Origin of the sequence: Bradyrhizobium sp. 179 (assembly GCF_023073535.1) — a bacterium.
Classification (GTDB): domain Bacteria; phylum Pseudomonadota; class Alphaproteobacteria; order Rhizobiales; family Xanthobacteraceae; genus Bradyrhizobium.
This window is the reverse complement of record NZ_JADPJR010000015.1, coordinates 1-3095: the sequence shown is the minus strand read 5'-3', so window position 1 is coordinate 3095 and position 3095 is coordinate 1. Positions and strand designations below refer to the sequence as shown.

5 pseudogenes are annotated in these 3095 nt (G+C 59.0%); all 5 read left to right on the top strand.

The features are described from left to right. Window positions 1–135, top strand: a pseudogene (locus IVB12_RS03340) (amidohydrolase); the annotation flags it as partial. A 512-nt stretch (window positions 136–647) separates the two neighbouring features. Continuing rightward, a pseudogene (locus IVB12_RS03335) lies at window positions 648–1146 on the top strand (transposase); the annotation flags it as partial. Window positions 1147–1211: 65 nt separating this feature from the next. Further along, window positions 1212–2235: pseudogene (locus IVB12_RS03330) on the top strand (IS110 family transposase). A gap of 193 nt (window positions 2236–2428) precedes the next feature. Continuing rightward, window positions 2429–2662: pseudogene (locus IVB12_RS03325) on the top strand (IS3 family transposase); the annotation flags it as partial. A gap of 249 nt (window positions 2663–2911) precedes the next feature. After that, window positions 2912–3095 (top strand): annotated as a pseudogene (locus IVB12_RS03320) (IS110 family transposase); the annotation flags it as partial.

Below are 3095 nucleotides of genomic sequence, written 5' to 3'. Positions count from 1 at the left end.
CCGGGCGCTTTCATTTTCCTCGGCAATGGAGCAACGGATGGCCTCCACCACCCGGCGTATGACTTCAATGACGATGCCCTCCCATATGGCATCGGCTATTGGGTCAACCTGGTCGAGACGGTGCTGGCCAATTGAATTCTCTCGCTCTGCATCTGCAGGTTATGCCGATCGCTCTTATGGCCTCCAAAATAGCGATGCAACGAAAGTCTGTGCAAGCCAGCGGATAAAGAACTTCGAATTCGCGTTGCAGAATTGTCCTGGCGCGCACGTCGGAGGAGCTCAATAACCTTTACTACCCCGATTTGAGCACGAATGCGCATACATTTTCTGGCAATCTGACCTGAACATAGCCGCCGCCGATCTCTCCCCTTGAAGAGAGACTGGCAGGACGTATTGGCCTCTGAGTGAGCGACCCGTAGTCGGCGTTTGTCTCGAGGTCCGTATCTTCCGCTGGCGGAGGAAACGCTACGAAATCACGAAATGGTACCTCCATATTTTCCAGTTGTTCAATTCGGATGGCCTGCGGATGTCCTTGGGGATCGGTCGGAGGAAAACCGCTACCCATCCAGCATAGTCGCGAATAGTGACCTTGGCCCACGGGCTTAATCCAGTTTGAAGTTCGCTCTGGCCCACATAAGGACCAGAGCATGAAGCGCAGTCGCTTTACGGAAGAGCAGATCATCGGGATTTTGAAGGAGCACGAAGCTGGCGTTTCGGTCGCCGATCTGTGCCGCAAGCATGGCGTCAGTGACGCCAGCATTTACAAATGGAAGGCAAAATTCGGCGGGATGGAGGTGTCGGAGGCCAAGCGGTTGAAGACCCTGGAGGACGAGAACACACGGCTGAAGCGGCTCTTAGCCGACGCCATGCTGGACAATGCGGCCTTGAAAGATCTCCTGGGAAAGAAATGGTGATGCCCGCTGCCAAGCGGAAAGCTGTCGCCCATCTCGTGGACGTCTACGGAATGAGCGAACGGCGGGCGTGTAAAGCCATCGGCTGCTGCCGCATGACCATGAGATACAAGAGACTCGCGCGGATGATGCCGGCCTTCGCCAGCGCATGAGGGCGATTGCCCAGGAACGTCGCCGTTTCGGTTATCGACGCCTGCACGTGCTGCTCAAGCGGGAGGGCTATCTGGTCAACCACATGGTCTAATCGCACGCGCGAGGCTGAGGCAGAATGTTCTCCTCAGTGCAAACGAGGAGCATGTGATGACCCTTTATGTTGATTTGGAGGTATCGCAAAAGGAGACGGAAATTTGTGTGATCGACGGCGACGGTCGGCGCACTTGGCGGGGCAAATGCTCCTCGGAGCCGGAGTGCATCGCAATGGCGCTGCGCGAGCACGCTCCAGACGCGGTTCGGGTTGGTATGGAAACCGGTCCGCTGGCGATCTGGCTTTGGCATGGACTGCGCGCTCTCGACGTTCCAATCGACTGCATCCACGCGCGCCATGTCGCGGCGGCGCTCTCGCTACAAGTTAACAAGACGGATGTGAACGATGCATTTGGGATCGCGCAAGTGGTGCGCTCCGGTTGGTACCCGGCCCGTCGCCATCAAGAGCCTGCAGAGCTGTCGTATCCGAGCCCTGCTCTCAGCCAGAAGCGAACTCGTCGCGATTCGTACGACGCTTTACAATCAAATTCGTGGTCTACTGAAGACCTTCGGCGTGGTGCTCGCAGCCGGTAAGGGTGGAACGTTCGAGCGCGCAGTGCTCACGCGATGTCCGGAGGACCCCTTGATCCGAAGCGCCATTGACGCGCTGCTTGAGGCTTGGCGTGTTGCGGGAGAGCGCAGGCAGAGGCTCGATTCGCAGCTTCTACGTCTCGCGCGCACCGATGAGGCCTGCCAGCGCATGATAACGATCCCCGGTGTAGGCGCGATTACTGCAATGACGTTCACGACGGCCGTAGACGATCCTAACCGCTTCTCCCGATCCACCGATGTCGGAGCGTTTCTCGGCCTGACACCTCGGCGCTATCAATCCAGCGAGGTCGATATTTCTGGCCGGATATCCAAGTCAGGCGACCGCATGGCGCGAAGCCTTCTGTTCGAGGCGGCCAACGCGCTCATGACGCGCGTGCGCAAAGATAGTGCACTCCGCCGTTGGGGGCAGCAATTGATGGCTCGGATCGGGTCGCGAAAGGCCAAGGTCGCCGTGGCGCGCAAACTCGCCATCATCCTGCACCGTATCTGGCTGGATGGCACGGAGTTCGCAGCTGCGCCGGCTAGCTGAGCCTAGCTAGCTAAGCCAGTATCTCTGTAGATCGTCCTGGAAGGACGCTGGCCGGATCATCCCGTAACTTCTTGGGCGGCTTCAGACCGCGGGAATCACATGGGGAGATCCACTGGCGAGGGCCATGATGAGGCGGCACATTCTTCCGACCTCGAAGACGACAAGGTCCGGCACCCAGGGCAATTGACAGCGATTAGACGACAAGAAGCTATTCCGGCTCTACCGGGAAGAGAGGCTCGCGGTACGCCGCCGTGGTGGCCGCAAGCGGGCAATCGGGACCAGGGCACCGATGATGGCGCCGATGGCCCCCAACGATCGTTGGTCGCTCGACTTCGTGTCGGATCAGCTCACCGACGGCCGTCGCTTCCGCATTCTGACCGTGGTCGACGATTGCACCCGCGAGTGTCTGGCGCTGGTGGCCGATACCTTGCATGCGGATTCCGACGAAGTCGCCCCTGCGTACCGAGATGATCTCGCCCCGGGATTCCGACATGATGTCGCCCCCTGGGCCGGTGCCGCTGGCGATGGGATTGTTGGCGCTGAGCCGGCGTTCGTCAATCGTCCTGTTGATCTGATCTCTTTGGCTGCTGCTGCGCTGTGATGGGGTGGACGCCCCTTGACGGCATCGATGTGCCAAAGTGAAGGGTGTTGAACCGTCACAAATGAGGAAGCGTCCATGAACGAAGTTAGCACGATTGGACTAGACTTGGCGAAACATGTTTTTCAGGCACATGGCGCAGACGCTAGCGGCGGTGTTGTTTTCCGCAAACAGCTGCGTCGTGACAAAGTGCTGGGTTTCTTTGCCCAGCAGCCTGCGTGCCTGGTAGCGATGGAAGCCTGCGCCAGCGCTCATTACTGGG